The sequence below is a fragment of the Mycobacterium sp. 2-64 genome (genome assembly GCF_035918375.1).
GTDB classification, from domain to species: domain Bacteria; phylum Actinomycetota; class Actinomycetes; order Mycobacteriales; family Mycobacteriaceae; genus Mycobacterium; species Mycobacterium intracellulare.
Window position 1 is genome coordinate 4,555,261 of sequence record NZ_CP142361.1, and the last position, 17,578, is coordinate 4,572,838.

Consider the following 17,578-nt stretch of genomic DNA (forward strand, 5'->3'; position numbering starts at 1 on the left):
GCCTCCTTGCTAGACGACCGTCATGGGGTGTGGAGTACCCCATCTGCGGCTCGCCACCGAGCCGTCGCCTGCGAATTGGCTGCGTTTCGCGCGTTAGCCTCGATCTTTCTTGAGGTGGGTTGGTTGTTGTCGATTGGTCGGTTGTTGCCGGTGCGGTGGGTTGGGCGTGGAGCGTCCCCGGCGCTGGGTCGCCGGTTCTCCTGGGTCCTGGGTCGTAGGGATGTTGCGGTGAATTCAATTGAGTGCGGCGAGGTTTCGTTGACCCCTGGTCAGTAGTTCTGACCAGGGCCATCGTCTGCTCAGGCGCAGGATGCGACGGCGTCCGGTGGTGATGACCCGGCCGGCCACCGAAAGCAGGCGCAGGCGCAGTCGTTTGGGTTCCCAGCTGCGGGCGGGGTGATCGGGCCAGGCCAGTAGTTGGGTCCAGGTCAGCAGCTCGTAGGCCAGAGCGGCCAGCTCGAGCCAGATCTCGTTCTTGCCGAAGGCCTGCAGCGGCAGGTTGGCCAGGCCGGTGTCTTTGAGGGTGCGGATGCGGTCCTCGGCGCGGGCCCGCAGTCGGTGGCGTACTTCGAGGTCGGCGAGTCGCCCGCCGGTGGTGTTGGTGGCGAACATCGTGATGCGCCAGCCGTGGGCATCGGTGATGCGCAGTTGGGCACCGGGATGTGGGCGTTCCCGGCGGGCGATCACCCGCATCCCTGGCGGCCAGCCAACGAACGTCGCCGGCAGCCAGCGGGTCAGTTCGGCAACCTGAGCGCCCTCGCGCAGACACCCATCGGCGTCCTTAGCGCGCCGCCAGGCCTGGCGCGGCAGGGCGGCCAGGGCATCCAGCACGGGTTGGCGACCGTAGACACCGACCGAGTAGGACAGACCCAGGTGGTGGATGTGCCAGAGGAATTCCTTGACTCCCGAACCGGTGTCGCCTCGCACCAGCACCCGATCGCGCACCCCCTGGGGCAGTTGGGCCAACGCGGCATCAAGGACCGCGATCTGATCGGCGGCGTCGCTGGCGTTGGCCCGCCCGGGACGCAACATCGCCGCCAACGGCTCCCCGGTACCGCCGGCACCGTGATCAACGAACGCCATCATCGGATGAAACCCGTATCCCCGCTTGAAGTTCGGGGTCGCGCCTTCTTTATCCGAATGCGCCCCGATCAAGGTGGCGTCCAGATCGACGACGACCTCCCCAGCTACAGGAACCGGGCAGCACAGCTGCCACACCGTCGCCCGCGCGCTCGCCCGCGCATGACGGATCGCGGCGATCGCCGCGGCGGGATCCCCGCCGAGAGTCTCCAGCAGCCGGCTGATCGTGGGATCAGAGGCCACCGCACCGAACAACTCCGGCTGAGCACGCAGCAGCGCCGCATCGGCCAAGCAGTCACCGCCGAGCGCGATCGCCACCGCCAGATCCAGCACCATTTTGCCCGGATCGTGGACCGAGCGCGGCGCCCGCCACGACCGCAGCTGATCCGAGAGAACCGACGTCAAGCCGCTGACCTGCGCAGTCTGCACGAGCAGCGCCGCACCAGTCGAGGAAATCAACGACTCGCGACCAGCCTCGACCCTAAACCCACCACAACGGCTACGCTTCACCTACGGAGTGCCTTCCCGCTTGCAGAACATGGACCCTAGACAAGTCACATTTTCTCAAGCAGGACAGGCACTTCCGTGCATCACACGCCCGTCACCACCCCATCTTCACGAAAGATCGAGGTTAGGCGTCGAGCTCCCGCGCCACGGCCTTGACGACCTCGGACACCCGGCGCGCGGTCTTGCGGTCCGGGTAGCGACCCTTGCGCAGCTCGGGCTGCACGGTGCTCTCCAGCAGCGTGATCATGTCCTCGACCATGCCGTGCAGTTCGTCGGGGTTGTGCTTGTGTTCGGCGGGCGCGTCGCGCCGCGCCTTGGTCAGGCTGGGCGGCGGCTCAATCAGCTTGAGGCTCAACGCCTGCGGTCCGCGCCGTCCCGAAGCGATACCGAATTCCACCCGCTGGCCCGCCTTGAGCCCCTCGACCCCAGCGGGCAGCGCCGACGAGCGGACGTAGACGTCTTCGCCGTCCTCTTGCGACAGGAAGCCGAAGCCCTTGTCAGCGTCGTACCACTTAACCTTGCCGGTCGGCACTGGTCTCACCTGCTTGTCTTACGGATCAATAGAAATAGGCAACACAATAAGCGTCCCGCCTGCGCAGGACGCCGTATTAAGAGTCTGATCCTACTCGGATGCGGCCCTAACGAGCACCCCCGTTATTGGCCACTCGGTACGCTTGGTATTACCCGCGGAGGTGATATGCGCCTGATCCTGAACATCATCTGGCTTCTGTTCGGCGGCCTATGGATGGCCGCCGGATACCTCGTCGCGGCGCTCGTCAGCTTTCTGCTGATCATCACCATCCCGTTCGGCTTCGCGTCGCTGCGCATCGCCTCGTACGCGCTGTGGCCGTTCGGCCGCACGATCGTCGACAAGCCGACCTCGGGGTCGGGCGCCTTGATCGGAAACATCATCTGGGTGGTGCTGTTCGGGCTCTGGCTCGCGATCGGTCATCTGGTCAGTGCGGTGACGATGGCGCTGACGATCGTCGGCATTCCGCTGGCGCTGGCCAATCTCAAACTGATTCCGGTGTCGCTGATGCCGCTGGGCAAGGAGATCGTTCCCGTCGACTCGCCGGTTCATTACGCGCCGCCGGTGGCCGCATGACCCTGACGGCGTTGGGTTTCCCGACGGTGCGGAGCCGCCCTGACGGCCCGGCCGGCGGGCGTGCCGTTGCTGGGACGGCGCCGTCCGCGGGCCCACTGGTGGACACCTACGGGCGGGTCGCCACGGATCTGCGGATCTCGCTCACCGATCGCTGCAACCTGCGCTGCACCTACTGCATGCCCGCCGAGGGCCTGGACTGGTTGCCGGGCGAGCAGCTGCTGACTGCCGGCGAGCTGGCCAGGCTGATGGACATCGCGGTCACCCGGCTGGGGGTCACCAACGTCCGGTTCACCGGCGGTGAGCCGTTGCTGGCGCGCCACCTCGAAGAGGTGATCGCCGCGGCGGCCGGGCTACGGCCCCGCCCCGAGATCTCCCTGACGACCAACGGCGTCGGGCTGGCACGGCGGGCCGCCGGGCTCGCCCGGGCGGGCCTGGACCGCGTCAACGTCTCGCTGGACAGCGTGGATCGGCAGCATTTCGCGGCCATCACCCGCCGTGATCGGCTCGACGACGTGCTGGCCGGGCTGGCCGCCGCCCACGAGGCCGGCCTGGCGCCGGTGAAGGTGAACGCCGTGCTCGACCCCGCGACGGGACGCGAGGACGTGGTGGACCTGTTGCGGTTCTGCCTCGAGCACGGCTACCAGTTGCGTGTCATCGAGCAGATGCCGCTCGACGCCGGGCACCAATGGCGGCGCGACGCGGCGTTGAGCGCCGAGGACGTGCTGGCCGCGCTGCGCCCGCATTTCCGGCTGCGACCGGACCCGGCGCCGCGGGGATCCGCTCCCGCCGAGCTGTGGCTGGTCGACGAGGGCCCCGGCACGCCGGCCGGCAAGGTGGGTGTCATCGCGTCGGTCTCGCACGCGTTTTGCTCGACATGTGACCGCACCCGGTTGACGGCCGACGGCCAGATCCGCAGCTGCCTGTTCGCCAAGGAAGAGACGGACCTTCGGGCGCTGCTGCGCAACGGCGCACCCGACGAGGCGATCGAGGCGGCGTGGCGCACCGCGATGTGGGGCAAGCCCGCCGGCCACGGCATCAACGACCCGAACTTCATCCAGCCCGACCGCCCGATGAGCGCGATCGGTGGCTAGCCCCATGGGGCAGTCCCCCGCCCAGGAGACCGGCATCGGAGTGACGGTGCGCTACTTCGCGGCCGCCCAGGCGGCCGCGGGCGTCGAAGCCGAGACGCTGGTGGTGCGCCCCGGCACCACGGTCGGCGAGCTGGTCGAGCGGCTGGCCGCGCGCGGATCACGCCTTGCCACCGTCTTGAGCCGATGCTCGTACCTTTGCGACGGGGTCGCCGTGCGCGACGAGACCACCGCGTTGCGATCCGGTGACACGATCGATGTCTTGCCGCCATTTTCCGGCGGCTGAAACTGTGAAACATCTCACATAACGGAACGATAACGGCGCGGTCACGCTCCAATCTCGAGTGTAATGACCTGCGCAAACACCGTGTGTTGCTGCGGTTTTCGCAGATGACCGAGAGCGAAACGCCAGGTTTCGCGACACGTGACGAGACCAACAGAAACCGTTACGGTCTCCGAAGGCTCGCCAGCCATCCCGATTGGCGGACCTCCCCTCCCTATCGCGCCGAGCTCCATCCAATAGGCGGGGGCCACCAACTCATGGATGGAGACGGGGGACCCACCGGTCCACCGTGATCGGACTGGGGCCGTTCGCGGCCCCTAGGGGTGAAGCCGGCGTCGTCCTCGACGGCCGCGCCGGCCGGGTGGCCTCTCCAACCCGAACCCGACAGCTGACCTCGCAGGCGCGTGACGAGAGAGGAATACATCGGCGCGCATGAGCGGACGTCACCGTAAGCCCACCGCATCCAGTGTCAACGTCGCCAAGATCGCCTTTACCGGCGCAGTGCTCGGTGGCGGCAGTATCGCCCTAGCCGGCCAGGCGGCCGCGGCCACCGACGGCGAATGGGACCAGGTAGCCCGTTGCGAGTCCGGCGGCAACTGGGCCATCAATACCGGCAACGGCTACCACGGCGGGGTGCAATTCAGCGCCAGCACGTGGTCCTCGCACGGTGGCGGCCAATACGCCCCGTCGGCCGAGCTTGCGACCAAGGAACAGCAGATCGCCGTCGCCGAGCGGGTGCTGGCGACCCAGGGTCGCGGCGCGTGGCCCGTCTGCGGCGGCCCGCTGTCGGGTCCCAGCCCGCGCGAAGTGCCCGCCCCGGCCGGCCTGGACGCCCCGCTGGATGCGCCCGGCGTCAACGGCGCCCCGGCGCCCGACGCTCCACCGCAGGACGCCCCGCCGCCCGCTCCAGTACAGCTGGCCTCCTTCGACCGTCCGGCACCGCCGGAGGCTCCGCCCGCAGACCTGCCGGCGCCCCCTGAGGAGCTGCCGCCCGCTCCCCCCGCGGACGCCGCTCCCCCGGCCGATCTGCCCCCCGCCCCGCCCGCCGACGCGATGCCGCCCGTACCCGTAGCGGACGCGGACTTCCACGGTTTCGTCCCGGTCGGCATGCCGGAGGTCGCCTCCGACGCCAGCTACACCCAGCAGCTGTGGGAAGCGATTCGGGCACAGGATGTTCAGGGGAACGACGCGCTGGACGCCCTGGCGCAGCCGTCGCCCAACGCCTGAGGCTCTAGCGCCACCAGATTCCCCGCACGCCCCGAAAACCCTCCTGTTCGGGGCGTGTTGGGCACGGCGCACCAACTCCCGGACTCAGCTGGCCACGGCATCAGGCCGAGCCCACCCACTCCTCGGTGCCGTCGGCGAAGAACTGGTGCTTCCACACCGGTAGCCGCGCCTTGATGGTGTCGACGAGTCGCGCACAGGTGGTGAACGCCGCCTGGCGATGGTCGGCGGCGACGGCCGCGACCAATGCCGCCTCTCCGATGTGCAGCACACCGACGCGGTGGCTGGCGGCGACGGCGCGGACACCGCTGGACTGCGCCGCCACATCGGCCACCACGTCGGCCATGACCTGGGCGGCCGAGGGGTGCGCCGAGTACTCCAGCCGCACCACCCGGCGCCCCACGTCGTGGTCGCGGATCATGCCGACGAACCCGACGATGGCCCCCGCCGACTGATGGCCCACCAGCTCTTCGTGCTCAGCCAGAAGAATCGGCTGCTCGGTCATGGCTGCGCGCACGACCAGCGTCATCGCTGATGGTCTTTACCGGCGAGTTGATCGAGCGCGTGGTCGAGCACGTCGGCGAGCACCCCGAGCCCGTCGCGCACCCCACCGGGTGAACCCGGCAGGTTGACGATCAGGGTCCGTCCGGCCACCCCGCACACGCTGCGGGACAACACCGACGTCGGCACCTTGGGCAGGCCCGACTGGCGGATCGCCTCTGCCAAGCCGGGGATGAGGTAATCGATGACGGCCACGGTCTGGTCCGGGGTGCTGTCACTGGGTGAGATGCCGGTGCCGCCGGAGGTGAGGATGACGTCGACGTCGTCATCGATCGCGTTGCGCAGCGCATCACCGACCGGCGACCCGTCGGCGACCACCTCCGGCTCCCCGGCCGAAAAGCCCCGCTGGGTCAGCCATTCGGTGATGATCGGCCCGCATCGGTCTTCGTACTGTCCGGCCGACGCCCGGGTCGAGGCGATGATGACGCGGGCCGATCGGGTGCTCATGACCGCGTCCACATTCCGGTTTTGCCGCCTTCCTTGCGCAGGACTCGAATGTCATCGATCCGCGCGGCCGGGTCGACCGCTTTGATCATGTCGTAGAGCGTCAGGGCCGCGACGCTGACGGCGCTCAGCGCTTCCATCTCCACCCCCGTGCGGTCGGTGCTGCGCACCGTCGCGGTGATCTCGATGTCCGACTCCGCCACGTCGAAGTCGATGTCGACCCCGGTCAGCGCCAGCTGATGGCAGAGCGGGATGAGCTCGCTGGTGCGCTTCGCCGCTTGGATACCCGCTACCCGGGCGGTGGCAAGCGCGTCGCCCTTGGGCAGGCCCCCGGTCGAGATCAGCTCCACCACGTGTGCCGACGTGCGCAGGGCGCCCGCGGCGACGGCGGTCCGCTTGGTGGCTACCTTCTCGCTGACGTCGACCATGTGGGCCGCCCCCTGGTCGTCCACGTGTGACAGCGCACCCGAGCGGGATTCTCCCGACGCCCAGGTCGCCGAGGCTTTCGAGGCCTCAGAGGCCCTAGCCATGGAAAGACCTACCGATTGACGACGGTGACCGGGTGCAGGTAGGGCAGCTCGGTGGAGGGCAGCGGGAACGTCAGCTCGCCGAAGGGCGACAGCGCACCCGTCCGGTCGGTGACGAGTTCACTGACCGCGTGGTCGTCGGGGTCCGTCGTCGGCCAGCCGTTGTCGACGTACTTGGTTTTGCGAGCTTTGCCCTCAGCAGTGTCAGCCACGAGGTCCATTCTGACAGGTGACCCAGGAGCGCGTGGCGCAAGACCGTAGGTTCGCGCCGCCCCTTCGCGATCTGCTCGGCATCCACGACCTGCTTTACGCTGGTCAGCGATGACCGACAACACCCCGGATATCCCGCTGGGGTCGTGGCTGGCCGAGTTGTCCGATGAGCGCCTGATCCGACTGCTGGAATTGCGGCGGGACCTCGCCCAGCCCCCGCCCGGCAGCATCGCCGCACTGGCGGCCCGAGCCCAGGCCCGCCAGTCGATCAAGGCCGCCACCGACGACCTCGACTTCCTGCGGCTGGCGGTGCTCGACGCGCTGCTGGTGCTGCGGGCCGACGCGGAACCGGTGCCGACCGCGAAGCTGCTGGCGCTGATCGGTGATCGCGCCCCCGAAGGCGACGTCCTCGACGCGGTCGACGACCTCCGGCAACGCGTCCTGGTCTGGGGCGAGACCGCGCTGCGGGTCGCCCCCGACGCCGGGACGGGAATGCCGTGGCATCCGGGGCAGGTCATGCTCGAGGACACCTCGCGCGACGCCGAGCAGATCGCGGCCCTGATCGACGACCTCGACCGGGCGCAGCTCGAGGTGCTGGAGAAACTTCTCGAAGGCTCCCCGATGGGCCGCACCCGCGACGCGGCGCCGGGCGCGGCGGCGGACCGCCCGGTGCCCCAGCTGCTGGCCATGGGCCTGTTGCGGCGCATCGACGCCGAGACCGTGATCCTGCCCCGCCACGTGGGACAGGTGCTGCGCGGCGAGCGGCCCGGCCCGATGCAACTGACCGCGCCGAACCCGGTGGTGTCGACCACCACCGCCGACGACGTCGACGCGACGGCCGCCGGAGCCGCCATCGACCTGCTGCGGGAGCTCGACGTTCTGCTCGAAACGCTTTCCGCCGCACCGGTTTCCGAGTTGCGCAGCGGGGGCCTGGGAATCCGGGACGTCAAGCGGCTGAGCAAGGTGACCGGGATCGACGAGTCACGGCTGGGTTTGATCCTCGAAGTCGCCGCCGCGGCCGGGTTGATCGCCAGCGGCATGCCCGACCCCGAACCGGCGGCCGGCGAGGCACCGTACTGGGCGCCGACGGTCGCCACCGATCGGTTCGCCGCGCTGTCCGCCGCCGAGCGTTGGCGCCTGTTGGCCAGCAGCTGGCTCGACCTGCCCAGCCGGCCGGCGCTGATCGGCACGCGCGGTCCCGACGCCAAACCCTATGGGGCCCTTACCGATGCCCTGTATTCCACCGCCGCGCCGCTGGATCGCCGCCTGTTGCTCGGCATGCTGTCCGGGCTCCCGCCCGGGGCCGGCGTCGACGCGGCGGAAGCATCGGCCGCGCTGATCTGGCGGCGTCCGCGGTGGGCCAAGCGGTTACAGCCGGGGCCCGTCGGGGATCTGCTCGCCGAAGGCCACGCCATGGGGCTGGTGGGGCGCGGGGCGATCAGCACGCCCGGCCGGGCGCTGCTGGACGAGGACAACGATCCGCAGGCCGCGATCGACGCCATGACCAGGGCGCTGCCCGAACCGGTCGATCACTTCCTGGTGCAGGCGGACCTGACGGTTGTCGTGCCGGGTCCGCTGCAGCGCGACCTGGCCGAGCAACTCGCCACCGTGGCCACCGTCGAATCGGCGGGCACGGCGATGGTGTACCGCGTCAGCGAGCAGTCGATCCGGCATGCGCTCGACGTCGGCAAGACCAGCGACTGGATGCATGCCCTGTTCGCCAAGCACTCCAAAACGCCAGTGCCCCAAGGGCTTACCTATCTCATCGACGACGTCGCGCGCAGGCACGGGCAGCTGCGGATCGGCATGGCCGCGGCGTTCGTGCGGTGCGAGGATCCGGCGCTGCTGGCCCAGGCCGTGGCCGCTCCCGCGACCGAAGAGGTGCAGTTGCGCGCCCTGGCCCCCACGGTGGCGGTGTCGCCGGCGCCGATCGGCGAGGTGCTCGCCGCGCTGCGAGCCGCGGGCTTCGCTCCGGCGGCCGAGGACTCGACCGGCGCCATCGTCGACGTCCGGCCCCGGGGCGCCCGGGTGGCCACACCGCAACAACGCCGTCCCTATCGCCCGCTGCGCCGTCCCAACAGCGACAGTCTCCACGCGGTGGTCGCGGTGCTGCGCAAGGTCACCGCCGCACCGTTCGGCAACGTTCGCGTCGATCCGGCGGCCACCATGACGCTGTTGCAGCGCGCCGCCCGGGAACAAGACACCCTGGTGATCGGTTATCTAGACGCGGCCGGCGTGGCCACCCAGCGCGTCGTGTCGCCGATCACCGTCCGGGGCGGTCAGCTGGTGGCCTTTGATTCGGCATCGGGCAGGCTGCGCGACTTCGCCATCCACCGCATCACGTCGGTGGTGTCGGGCTCGGGCCGATAATGGACGGCATGCCGGAGCTTATGCAGGGCGAAGCGATGAGGAGTGGCGCCATCTATGTCTGACGGACCGTTGATCGTGCAGTCAGACAAGACGGTGCTGCTCGAGGTGGAGCACGAACAGGCCGGCGCGGCGCGGGCCGCGATCGCGCCGTTCGCCGAGCTGGAACGCGCACCCGAGCACGTGCACACCTACCGCATCACACCGCTGGCACTGTGGAACGCCCGCGCCGCCGGGCACGACGCCGAACAGGTCGTCGACGCGCTGGTCTCCTTCTCCCGCTACGCGGTGCCGCAGCCGCTGCTGGTCGACATCGTCGACACCATGGCCCGCTACGGCCGCTTACAGCTGGTGAAAAACCCGGCGCACGGCCTGACGCTGGTGAGCCTGGACCGCGCGGTGCTCGAGGAAGTGTTGCGCAACAAGAAGATCGCCCCGATGCTCGGCGCCCGGATCGACGACGACACGGTCATCGTCCACCCGAGCGAGCGCGGCCGGGTCAAGCAAATGCTACTCAAGATCGGTTGGCCCGCAGAGGATCTCGCTGGCTACGTCGACGGCGAGGCGCATCCGATCAGCCTGGCCCAGGACGGCTGGCACCTGCGCGACTACCAGCAGATGGCCACCGACTCGTTCTGGTCGGGTGGCTCCGGCGTGGTGGTGCTTCCCTGTGGCGCCGGCAAGACCTTGGTGGGCGCCGCCGCGATGGCGAAAGCCGGTGCGACAACGCTGATTTTGGTCACCAACATCGTCGCGGCGCGGCAGTGGAAGCGTGAGCTGATCGCCCGCACCTCGCTCACCGAGGACGAGATCGGCGAATACTCCGGTGAGCGCAAGGAGATTCGGCCGGTGACCATCTCGACGTACCAGATGATCACTCGCCGCACCAAGGGCGAGTACCGCCACCTCGAGCTCTTCGACAGCCGCGACTGGGGGCTGATCATCTACGACGAGGTCCACTTGTTGCCGGCGCCGGTGTTTCGGATGACCGCCGATCTGCAATCCAAGCGGCGCCTGGGGCTGACCGCCACGCTGGTCCGCGAGGACGGCCGCGAGGGCGACGTGTTCTCCCTGATCGGCCCGAAACGCTATGACGCGCCGTGGAAGGACATCGAGGCGCAGGGGTGGATCGCACCGGCGGAGTGCGTCGAGGTGCGGGTCACCATGACCGACAACGAGCGGATGATGTACGCCACCGCCGAGCCCGAAGAGCGCTACAAGCTGTGCTCGACGGTGCACACCAAAATCGCTGTGGTCAAATCGATTCTGGCGAAGCATCCGGGTGAGCAGACCCTGGTGATCGGCGCGTACCTCGATCAGCTCGACGAGCTGGGCGCCGAGCTGGGCGCCCCGGTGATCCAGGGCTCCACGCGGACCAAGGAACGCGAGGAGCTGTTCGACGGCTTCCGCCGCGGCGAGGTGAACACGCTGGTGGTTTCCAAGGTCGCCAACTTCTCCATCGACTTGCCGGAAGCCGCGGTGGCCGTGCAGGTTTCGGGAACCTTCGGCTCGCGCCAGGAAGAGGCGCAGCGGCTGGGCCGGTTGCTGCGGCCCAAGGCCGACGGCGGCGGCGCCATCTTCTATTCCGTGGTGGCGCGCGACAGCCTGGACGCCGAATACGCCGCCCACCGGCAGCGTTTCCTGGCCGAGCAGGGTTACGGCTACATCATCCGCGACGCCGACGACCTCCTGGGTCCGGCCATCTAGCGAGCGAACGCAAAAGCCCCCGAAACTCCGTTGTTTCGGGGGCTTTTGTGTCTGGCGGCGCTACCGAGACAGGATGGTCGCCGAGGCGGTGCCGGGCGCGCCGTACACCTGGGCCAGGCCGACGCGCGGATCGCCGGGGACCTGACGCTCCCCCGCCTCGCCGCGCAACTGGCGCACCAGTTCGTGCATCTGCCGCAGCCCCGACGCACCGATCGGCTCGCCGTTGGCGATCAGCCCGCCGTCGGTGTTGACGGGAATCGAGCCGTGGATCTCGGTGGCGCCGTCGGCCAGCAGCTTCTCCTGTTCGCCGTCCGCGCACAATCCGGTCTCGGCCATGTGGATCACCTCGGCGCCGGCGTCGGTGTCCTGCAACTGCGCGACGTCGACGTCTTCGGGTCCGATGCCGGCCGCCTCGTAGGCGGCCTTGGCCGCGTACACGGTCGGTGACGCGTCCTCGTCCAGCGGCGCCGACGTGGCGTGCACCTCGTAGGCGCCGAAGCGCCGGGTGCGAATCTCGCAGGCGCGCACATAGACCGGCTTGTCGGTGAATTTCTCGGCCATGTCGGCGCGACACATGATGACCGCGGCCGCCCCCTCGTCGGGCGCGCAGAACATGTACTGCGTCAACGGGTAGTTCAGCGCGGGCGAGGCGAGGATCTCCTCGACGGAGATCTCCTTGCGCCGGAAGGCATTCGGGTTCAGCGCACCGTTGCGGAAGTTCTTGTTGGCCACCCGCGCCAGCGTCTCCTGGGAGATGTTGTGGTCGTGGATGTACTTGTTGGCCTTCATGCCGAAGAACTTGGTGGTGACGAACTGCCCGTTGTTGGCGTACCACTGCGGCAGCGCCAGCTTGGCGGGGTCGTCGGTGAAGGCACCGCGCGGATGCTTGTCGAGGCCGATGGCAATACCGATGTCGTACTTGCCCAACCGGATGGTGTCGGCGGTCTGCTGGATGGCGCTGGCCGCGGTGGCGCAGGCGTTGAACACGTTGGTGAACGTGATGCCGGTCAGGCCGACCAGGCGGGTCACGGCGTCGGGGTTGGAGACCTCGTAGCTGCCGCCGAATCCGAATTGGATGTCTTTCCAGTCCACTCCGGCGTCTTTGAGCGCGAGCTGGACGGCCTCGGCGCCCATCTGCATCGCCGTCTTGTCGAACCTGCCGAACGGGTGCAGGCCCACGCCGATGATGGCGACGTCGTTGGTCATCTCGATCCTCCTGACTCAGGCGACGGGCTGGAACGCGAAGGTGATGATTTCGGCGCCCTCGTCGTCGGTGGCGAACGGCACCATGGTGAGTTCGACTTCCTGGCCGAACTTCAACTTGGCCGGGTCGTTCTCGGTCAGGCGGCCTTCGACCCGGATCACATCACCGAGCTGGACCAGTCCCACTCCGAAGGGCACGAAGTCCTTACCGGCCGGGCCGATGTAAGGGGCTCCAGGGGGAAAGCCCTGGGTCGTCCACGCCACCAGCGTTCCGCGCCGGGGCAACAGCACGTCGGACATCTCGCCACCGCTGCAGCGCGGGCACCACTGCTGCACCGGGAAGGTGGTCGCCTCGCAGCTGCCGCATCGGCTGCCGATGAGCTGCGGGCTCTCATCGGGCCAGGTAGAGATCTCCGGGGCAAGTGCCTTCTGCATCGGGGGGTCCTCCAGGAACGTCGACAATCCGCCAACAGAACTCACTGAACCGTATAACAGCTTTCCGAAAAGTGGAAACCGCATTCTCGCCTCCGCGCAATGGGCGAGGACTGGCGTCGGGCGCGGGGAAGATATGTTGGCGCCATGACGGTCACCGTGATACTCGAGCTCAGGTTCAAGCCCGACGAGGTCGCCGCGGGGCGCGAGCTGATGGGCCGGGCGCTGCAGGACACCCGCGCGTTCGACGGGAATGTCCGCACCGACGTGCTCGTCGACGAAGACGATGAAGCGCACTGGCTGATTTACGAAATTTGGGAGACGGTCGAGCACGACGAGGCTTACCGCGCGTTCCGCGCGGGCGAGGGCAAGCTGACGCAGCTTCCCCCGCTGCTTGCCGCGCCCCCGGCCAAGACCAGGTATCTCACCAGCGACGTGTAGCTCGCGCCGGCCGATCAGCCCGCGCCGGCGCGGTGGGTATTCGGGCTCACCCCGTAGGCGCGTTTGAAGGCGGTACTCAACGCGAACGGGGTGGCGTAGCCGACCTCTCGGGCGACGGCGGCGATGGTCGCCTGGCTGGACCGCAGCAGATCGGCGGCCAACGCAAGCCGCCAACCGGTCAGGAAAGCGATCGGCGGCTCGCCCACCTGCTCGGTGAACCGGCGGGCGAACGCTGCGCGTGACGCGCCAACTGCCGCAGCGAGATTCGCGACGGTCCAGGGGTGCGCGGGGTTGCTGTAGATCAGCTTCAAGGCCGGCCCCACCACCGCGTCGCGTTCGGCGTGCCACCAGGCGGGCGCGTTGACGTCGTTGTCGAACCAGATGCGCAGCACCCCGATGAGCAGCAAGTCGAGCAGCCGATCCAGATACGCCTCTTGGCCGGGGCCGCCACGGCCGGCCTCGCTGGCCAACAGCGGAACCAGCGGACTGTCCCATTCGTCCGCGCGCAACACCAGCACGGCGGGCAGCGCGTCGAGCAACCGGGCGCTGACCTCGCTGCGTCCCTCGTACGCGCAGACGATGGAGCGGGTCGCACCCGAGGGACTGTTACCCCACGTCCGCACGCCCAACGACATTTCGAAGTGCAAGTCGTCCCCGGTCTGCGTGGTGCACCGTTGACCCGGATGGATCACCGCCGTCGGGGCGGTCCCCGGGTCGTCCGCGAAGACGTAATGCTGGGTGCCGCGGGTGAGCGCAATGTCCCCGGGACGTAGCCAATCGGTGCCGCTGTCGTCGCCGACGATGACGGCGCTGCCATGCGTCTGGCAGATGATCGCCAGCGGCGCGTCGTCCTGGATGCGCAGCGACCACGGCGGGTCCATCATCATGCGCAACACAAATGCCCCGCGCGCCCGAACGCCGTCGAGCAATCCCACCACGGCGTCCACAACCGGATCGTAGACGGGCGCATATGTAATCGGGACGGATAGCGATGGATGGTCTCAGCCGGCCCGCGGTTGACTTCAGGCCATGAACGCAAGTCCGGTTGTCATCCTGACCTCCATCGCCACGATCGTCGGCGCCGCCGCCGGCGGAATGATGTACGTGTTCTCCACATTCGTGATGCGCGGCCTGAATGGCATCGATTCGCGCGAGGCGATTGCCGCGATGCGCGGTATCAACGTCGCAGCGAATTCCAGTCCCGCGTTTCTGCTCGCGTATTTTGGTGCGGCGATCCTCGCCTTGGCGGTCGGCGTCGTTGCGGTGACGCAGTTGCCCCAACCCGGCAGCTGGTGGCTGTTGGCGGGAGCGGTTTTCGCGATCCTCGCCGCGATCATCACGGTGGTGTTCAACGTGCCGCTGAACAACCGTCTCGACGGCGTAGACCCGGTGGGGCTGTCGGCCGCCGACGCCGCGCGCGAATGGCAGACGTACTTCTCCACGTGGACGGCATGGAACCATGTCCGCACCGTCACCGCGTTCCTCGGCGCCGCACTGATGCTGGTCGGGCTGCGCTGCCGCTAGCTCAGTGCGGGAATGACCTCTCGTTCGAACAGCTCGATGCCGGAACGGTCGTAGGCGGCCTCGGGGAAATAGCAGATGGCGTAGTCGCATCCGAGATCTCGGAGCTTCGTCAGACGCTCGACGACCTGTTCCGGCGTGCCGGTGGCCGAGTCCGGCCCGCTGGTGCCGGCGATCATCGCGTCCGCGGCGGCCTCCCCGACGTAATCGGCCATGCGTCCGCGGACCCGTTGCAGCCGGTCTTTGACGTCGGCCTCCGACGGGCCGACGACGGCGTTGACGTTGACCGAACGCACGATGGCGTCGAAGTCGGTGCCCACTTCGCGGCAGTGCCCGGCCAGCACCTGCGACTTGTGGGCGAACGCGGCCGGCTCGGGCGTGAAGTTGGTGTACTGCGCGTACCGGGCGGCGATACGCAAGGTCACCTTCTCGCCGCCGCCGGCGATCCACAGCGGAATCCCGTTGTCCTGCAGTGGCTTAGGGGCGACGATCGCGCCGTCCACCTGGTAGTGCTTGCCGTCGAAGCTGACCTTGCCGTCGCGCCAGGCGTCGCGCATGATCTGGACGCCTTCGTCGAGGCGACCCAACCGGACGCCCGCCGACGGGAATCCGTAACCGTAAGCGCGCCATTCATGTTCGTACCAGCCGCCGCCGATCCCCATCTGAATCCGGCCACCGGAGATGATGTCGGCCGTCGCGGCCACCTTGGCGAGGTAGACCGGGTTGCGGTAGCTCATGGCCGTGCACATCTGGCCGAGCTTGATGCGCGACGTGGTGGCCGCGTACGCGGACATGAGCGACCACGCCTCGTGGGTGGCTTCCCCGGTGGGCACCGGGACGGTGTGGAAGTGGTCGTAGACCCACAACGAGTCCCACCGGCCGCGGTCCGCGTGATCGGCCAGATCGCGCATCACCGCCCAGTGTTTGTCGGGTTCGATGCCGACCAGATCCATCCGCCAGCCTTGCGGAATGAAGAGACCGAAGCGCATACCAACGGACTTTAGCCCCGCCACTATTCAGCCATTCAGCGCGTCGAACGCGGCCGCGACCGACTTCTCGCGCAGTTCCTCCTGCGGCGCGTCGACGAACTGCACGCAGCAGTCCTGCAAGCCGCCGAACGCGACGACCGCGCGGGTGGACTGTGCGAGCGTCGGCGTCTCACCGAACACCAGCCGCGCCAACCGCTCTCGCCACGCCAGCACGGTGTCGATGAGGTCCAGGTCGATCAGCGTCGACAACTCGGTCAGCAACAGCACCAGGTCCCGGCGGTGCCGGTAGTGGAAATCGAAATAGCCCTCCAACAACTCGCGAACATCGACGGCGCCGCGGCCCTCGTGGTCGGCGACGAACCGCTCGCCCTCGTCGATCAGCGGCACCAGGATGCTGCGCACCAGGTCCTCGCGTGACGGAAAGTGGTAGTACAGCGCGGGTTTGGTGATGCCCAGCTGGTTGGCGATGTCCTGCAGGCTGGTGCGCTGCACGCCGCGCTGCAAAAACAGCTCGCGAGCGACCTCCTGAATCCGCTCGCGCGTGTCTGACCGGGGCCTGCTCACCCGCCCGAGTTTATCTGACTTACCGATCGGTAAGTGGGATGCTATGCTTACCGAACGTTAAGTAAGTGCGGGAGGTGGATCGTGCGGATACTCATTTCCGGCGCCAGCGTCGCCGGCCCGGTGCTGGCGTACTGGCTGTCCCGCTACGGCTTCGACGTCACCGTCGTCGAGCGCGCCCCGACGCTGCGCAAAACCGGCGGCCACGCCGTCGACTTGTTCCGTCCGGCGATGGAGATCTCGGCGAAGATGGGCGTCCTGCCCCGCATCGAGGCCCTGGCCACCGGAACCACCCGCCTGGCGCTGTACCGAGAAGGCCGGCCGCGGGCCACCGACATCGACCTCACCAAGATCTACGCCGCCAGCTCCGACCGGCACGTGGAGATCATGCGCGACGACCTCAGCGAGATCTACTACGACGCCGCCCGCGACGACGTCGAGTACCTGTTCGGCGACTCGATCACCGAGATCGAGCACGACGGCACCGTGGCGTTCGAGCGCTCCGAGGCACGCACCTTCGACGTCATCGTCGGCGCCGACGGCCTGCACTCCAACGTTCGGCGCCTGACCTTCGGCGAGGAAGCCGGCCTGACGCGCTTCCTCGGGGGATACCTGTCGGTGCTGTCGGCGCCCAAGGCGCTGGTGCGGGCCGGCGAGATGGTCGGCCACGTCGGCGTCGGCCGCTTCGCCGGTATCTACACGGCGGACCACCTGGACGACGCGCGGGTGGTGTTTCTGTTTCGCCGCCGGGAAGAACCCGACTACGACCACCGCGATGTGTTGCGGCAGAAGGAGTTACTGCGCGACGCTTTCACCGGGATGCATGACCAGGTGGACGGCTGGCTGGCCGAAATCGAGCGCACGCCCACCTTCTACTTCGACTCCATCACCCAGCTCCGCACGGACAGGTGGTCGCGCCGCCGCGTCACCCTGGTCGGCGACGCCGGATACTGCCCCGGGCCGGCGGTGGGCGGCAGCACCAGCCTCGCCGTCCTCGGCGCCTACGTGCTCGCCGGAGAACTCGCCCGCGCCGACGGCGACCACCTGCGCGCCTTCGCCGCCTACGAACTGCAGATGCGCGAACCGGTGCATCGCAGCCGGTCCTTCGCCCGCGGCGCGGCCAAGGGCATCATCCCCGGTTCCCGCGCCGGAGTCTGGGCGTTAACCCGTGGAGCCCAACTGATCTCGGCGATGCCGGGGTCGCTGTCCCGGTCGCTGGCCAAGCTGAACACCAAGGGCGTCCGCATGCACGACTCGATGCCGGTCCCCGACTACGCCGGAAGCGACGTCTGACAGCATGTCCAGAAGCCGCGGACCCGAGCGGCCGC

Annotated in this window: 20 protein-coding genes and 1 riboswitch; of the genes, 9 read left to right on the top strand and 11 right to left on the bottom strand. The window is 68.6% G+C overall.

Annotated elements, in window-relative coordinates; all coding sequences use genetic code 11:
• Nucleotides 1-234: 234 nt before the first annotated feature.
• Together QGN31_RS21080 and QGN31_RS21085 are read right to left on the bottom strand one after the other, a co-directional pair.
• Nucleotides 235-1,590: an IS1380 family transposase gene (locus QGN31_RS21080; protein WP_155254931.1), complete on the bottom strand. Its 1,356-nt coding sequence runs from the start codon at nt 1,588-1,590 to the stop codon at nt 235-237.
• Nucleotides 1,591-1,711: 121 nt separating this feature from the next.
• On the bottom strand, nt 1,712-2,119 hold the full coding sequence (locus QGN31_RS21085; protein ID WP_008253852.1) for a cold-shock protein: 408 nt from the start codon (nt 2,117-2,119) through the stop codon (nt 1,712-1,714).
• A 165-nt stretch (nt 2,120-2,284) separates the two neighbouring features.
• Between QGN31_RS21085 and QGN31_RS21090 the strand changes: the two genes are divergently transcribed.
• From QGN31_RS21090 to QGN31_RS21105, 4 genes are all read left to right on the top strand, one after another.
• Nucleotides 2,285-2,692, top strand: coding sequence for a YccF domain-containing protein (locus QGN31_RS21090; protein ID WP_009957585.1), 408 nt, complete (start codon nt 2,285-2,287; stop codon nt 2,690-2,692).
• On the top strand, nt 2,689-3,783 hold the full coding sequence (gene moaA, locus QGN31_RS21095) for a GTP 3',8-cyclase MoaA (RefSeq protein ID WP_009957586.1): 1,095 nt from the start codon (nt 2,689-2,691) through the stop codon (nt 3,781-3,783). Before QGN31_RS21090 ends, moaA begins: the two co-directional genes overlap by 4 nt.
• Before the next feature lie 4 nt (nt 3,784-3,787).
• Nucleotides 3,788-4,066: a MoaD/ThiS family protein gene (locus QGN31_RS21100; protein ID WP_009957587.1), complete on the top strand. Its 279-nt coding sequence runs from the start codon at nt 3,788-3,790 to the stop codon at nt 4,064-4,066.
• 232 nt (nt 4,067-4,298) lie between these two features.
• Nucleotides 4,299-4,482: riboswitch (cyclic di-AMP (ydaO/yuaA leader) on the top strand.
• A 13-nt stretch (nt 4,483-4,495) separates the two neighbouring features.
• Nucleotides 4,496-5,290 carry a transglycosylase family protein gene (locus tag QGN31_RS21105; RefSeq protein WP_014383885.1) on the top strand — a complete coding sequence of 265 codons (795 nt, stop codon included), beginning with the start codon at nt 4,496-4,498 and terminating at the stop codon, nt 5,288-5,290.
• A gap of 100 nt (nt 5,291-5,390) precedes the next feature.
• On the opposite strand, the gene QGN31_RS21110 is transcribed toward QGN31_RS21105, so the two are convergent.
• From QGN31_RS21110 to QGN31_RS21125, 4 genes are read right to left on the bottom strand one after another with little or no spacing between them, the layout of a single operon-like run.
• Nucleotides 5,391-5,816, bottom strand: a complete 426-nt coding sequence (locus QGN31_RS21110; protein ID WP_008253842.1) for a molybdenum cofactor biosynthesis protein MoaE — start codon at nt 5,814-5,816, stop codon at nt 5,391-5,393.
• A complete protein-coding gene (locus tag QGN31_RS21115; RefSeq protein WP_009951770.1) occupies nt 5,813-6,295 on the bottom strand; it encodes a MogA/MoaB family molybdenum cofactor biosynthesis protein in 483 nt (160 codons plus the stop codon). The genes QGN31_RS21110 and QGN31_RS21115 overlap by 4 nt, the downstream gene beginning before the upstream one ends.
• A complete protein-coding gene (gene moaC, locus QGN31_RS21120; RefSeq protein WP_026071397.1) occupies nt 6,292-6,822 on the bottom strand; it encodes a cyclic pyranopterin monophosphate synthase MoaC in 531 nt (176 codons plus the stop codon). The genes QGN31_RS21115 and moaC overlap by 4 nt, the downstream gene beginning before the upstream one ends.
• Before the next feature lie 8 nt (nt 6,823-6,830).
• Nucleotides 6,831-7,031, bottom strand: coding sequence for a hypothetical protein (locus QGN31_RS21125; protein ID WP_008253834.1), 201 nt, complete (start codon nt 7,029-7,031; stop codon nt 6,831-6,833).
• A 109-nt stretch (nt 7,032-7,140) separates the two neighbouring features.
• Here QGN31_RS21125 and QGN31_RS21130 point away from each other — a divergent pair, with 109 nt between their 5' ends.
• The gene (locus QGN31_RS21130) at nt 7,141-9,399 is read left to right on the top strand and encodes a helicase-associated domain-containing protein (protein ID WP_014383884.1); all 2,259 of its coding nucleotides are present in this window, start codon (nt 7,141-7,143) and stop codon (nt 9,397-9,399) included.
• Nucleotides 9,400-9,453: 54 nt separating this feature from the next.
• Entirely contained in the window at nt 9,454-11,103 is a 1,650-nt protein-coding gene (locus QGN31_RS21135) for a DNA repair helicase XPB (RefSeq protein WP_014379227.1), read from the top strand.
• Nucleotides 11,104-11,163: 60 nt separating this feature from the next.
• Here the strand turns inward: QGN31_RS21135 and QGN31_RS21140 are convergent, their stop codons facing one another.
• Nucleotides 11,164-12,309, bottom strand: a complete 1,146-nt coding sequence (locus QGN31_RS21140) for a thiolase family protein (RefSeq protein ID WP_014383883.1) — start codon at nt 12,307-12,309, stop codon at nt 11,164-11,166.
• Between the two features lie 15 nt (nt 12,310-12,324).
• Nucleotides 12,325-12,741: a Zn-ribbon domain-containing OB-fold protein gene (locus tag QGN31_RS21145; RefSeq protein WP_009951778.1), complete on the bottom strand. Its 417-nt coding sequence runs from the start codon at nt 12,739-12,741 to the stop codon at nt 12,325-12,327.
• 144 nt (nt 12,742-12,885) lie between these two features.
• Between QGN31_RS21145 and QGN31_RS21150 the strand changes: the two genes are divergently transcribed.
• Entirely contained in the window at nt 12,886-13,179 is a 294-nt protein-coding gene (locus QGN31_RS21150; protein WP_008253825.1) for a putative quinol monooxygenase, read from the top strand.
• A gap of 14 nt (nt 13,180-13,193) precedes the next feature.
• On the opposite strand, the gene QGN31_RS21155 is transcribed toward QGN31_RS21150, so the two are convergent.
• A complete protein-coding gene (locus QGN31_RS21155; protein ID WP_014383882.1) occupies nt 13,194-14,126 on the bottom strand; it encodes an AraC family transcriptional regulator in 933 nt (310 codons plus the stop codon).
• Nucleotides 14,127-14,208: 82 nt separating this feature from the next.
• On the opposite strand from QGN31_RS21155, the gene QGN31_RS21160 reads away from it, so the two are divergent.
• A complete protein-coding gene (locus QGN31_RS21160; RefSeq protein ID WP_014383881.1) occupies nt 14,209-14,703 on the top strand; it encodes an anthrone oxygenase family protein in 495 nt (164 codons plus the stop codon).
• Here QGN31_RS21160 and QGN31_RS21165 read toward each other — a convergent pair.
• Both QGN31_RS21165 and QGN31_RS21170 read right to left on the bottom strand, forming a co-directional pair.
• Nucleotides 14,700-15,689 (bottom strand): LLM class F420-dependent oxidoreductase, encoded by a 990-nt coding sequence (locus QGN31_RS21165; protein ID WP_014383880.1) that lies wholly within the window; start codon nt 15,687-15,689, stop codon nt 14,700-14,702. The two genes, QGN31_RS21160 and QGN31_RS21165, sit on opposite strands and share 4 nt — an antisense overlap.
• 27 nt (nt 15,690-15,716) lie before the next feature.
• Entirely contained in the window at nt 15,717-16,253 is a 537-nt protein-coding gene (locus tag QGN31_RS21170; protein WP_009951783.1) for a TetR/AcrR family transcriptional regulator, read from the bottom strand.
• Nucleotides 16,254-16,334: 81 nt separating this feature from the next.
• Between QGN31_RS21170 and QGN31_RS21175 the strand changes: the two genes are divergently transcribed.
• The gene (locus QGN31_RS21175; RefSeq protein WP_014711022.1) at nt 16,335-17,543 is read left to right on the top strand and encodes an FAD-dependent monooxygenase; all 1,209 of its coding nucleotides are present in this window, start codon (nt 16,335-16,337) and stop codon (nt 17,541-17,543) included.
• The last annotated feature ends 35 nt before the right edge of the window (nt 17,544-17,578 follow it).

What these genes read in the sequence shown, in the direction of transcription:
- QGN31_RS21090 (WP_009957585.1), top strand. Translation starts at nt 2,285, where the DNA reads ATGCGCCTGATCCTGAACATCATCTGGCTTCTGTTCGGCGGCCTATGG.
- QGN31_RS21135 (WP_014379227.1), top strand. Translation starts at nt 9,454, where the DNA reads ATGTCTGACGGACCGTTGATCGTGCAGTCAGACAAGACGGTGCTGCTC.
- QGN31_RS21105 (WP_014383885.1), top strand. Translation starts at nt 4,496, where the DNA reads ATGAGCGGACGTCACCGTAAGCCCACCGCATCCAGTGTCAACGTCGCC.
- moaC (WP_026071397.1), bottom strand. Translation starts at nt 6,822, where the DNA reads ATGGCTAGGGCCTCTGAGGCCTCGAAAGCCTCGGCGACCTGGGCGTCG.
- QGN31_RS21145 (WP_009951778.1), bottom strand. Translation starts at nt 12,741, where the DNA reads ATGCAGAAGGCACTTGCCCCGGAGATCTCTACCTGGCCCGATGAGAGC.
- QGN31_RS21110 (WP_008253842.1), bottom strand. Translation starts at nt 5,816, where the DNA reads ATGACGCTGGTCGTGCGCGCAGCCATGACCGAGCAGCCGATTCTTCTG.
- QGN31_RS21165 (WP_014383880.1), bottom strand. Translation starts at nt 15,689, where the DNA reads ATGCGCTTCGGTCTCTTCATTCCGCAAGGCTGGCGGATGGATCTGGTC.
- QGN31_RS21115 (WP_009951770.1), bottom strand. Translation starts at nt 6,295, where the DNA reads ATGAGCACCCGATCGGCCCGCGTCATCATCGCCTCGACCCGGGCGTCG.
- QGN31_RS21160 (WP_014383881.1), top strand. Translation starts at nt 14,209, where the DNA reads ATGAACGCAAGTCCGGTTGTCATCCTGACCTCCATCGCCACGATCGTC.
- QGN31_RS21150 (WP_008253825.1), top strand. Translation starts at nt 12,886, where the DNA reads ATGACGGTCACCGTGATACTCGAGCTCAGGTTCAAGCCCGACGAGGTC.
- QGN31_RS21130 (WP_014383884.1), top strand. Translation starts at nt 7,141, where the DNA reads ATGACCGACAACACCCCGGATATCCCGCTGGGGTCGTGGCTGGCCGAG.
- moaA (WP_009957586.1), top strand. Translation starts at nt 2,689, where the DNA reads ATGACCCTGACGGCGTTGGGTTTCCCGACGGTGCGGAGCCGCCCTGAC.
- QGN31_RS21140 (WP_014383883.1), bottom strand. Translation starts at nt 12,309, where the DNA reads ATGACCAACGACGTCGCCATCATCGGCGTGGGCCTGCACCCGTTCGGC.
- QGN31_RS21100 (WP_009957587.1), top strand. Translation starts at nt 3,788, where the DNA reads ATGGGGCAGTCCCCCGCCCAGGAGACCGGCATCGGAGTGACGGTGCGC.